Annotated in this window: 1 pseudogene; it reads left to right on the top strand. The window is 27.7% G+C overall.

The features are described from left to right. Positions 1-603: pseudogene (locus tag AZI32_RS18655) on the top strand (hypothetical protein); the annotation flags it as partial.

Below are 603 nucleotides of genomic sequence, written 5' to 3'. Positions count from 1 at the left end.
ATTTAAACTTTATAAGAAAAGATATACAAAACATAGCAGAAGCTATATCGTCTGTTTTAGAAATTGATGTAACCATAGTAGATTCGAGTTTAGTTAGAATAGCGGGTACCGGAACTTATTTTCATAAAATAGGACAACAATTAGAAGAATACTCAGCATTTAAATATTCTTTAACTACTAAAAAAGAATTAATAATAGAAGATCCAAAGAGCAATGAGATATGCAATGAATGTTATACTCGTGAAGTTTGTAAGGAGTTTGCAGAGGTATGTTGCCCTATAGTATATGATGATAAGTCTTATGGTGTAATTGGGCTTATAGCTTTTACTAAAGAGCAAGCCGATGTAATTAAATTTAGAAAAGATGATTTAATGAACTTCTTGCATAAAATGGCAGATTTAATATCAAGTAAGTTAAAAGCAGAAATAAAAACTTATGAGGTAGAGTTAGAAAAGAAAAAGCTAAAAACATTATTAGATAATATGGATAAAGCAGTTGTGTCATTAGATAAAGATGCGAATATAGAAAAGTACAATTTGAAATTCAAAGAAATTTTTGAAGTTAAAGGTAATATAATAGGAAGTTTTATAGGCGATGTATTAA

Origin of the sequence: Clostridium sp. ATCC 25772, assembly GCF_001573875.1 — a bacterium.
Classification (GTDB): domain Bacteria; phylum Bacillota; class Clostridia; order Clostridiales; family Clostridiaceae; genus Clostridium_J; species Clostridium_J senegalense.
The sequence above is the reverse complement of the archived record's forward strand: the minus strand, read 5'-3'. Positions and strand labels throughout refer to the sequence as shown.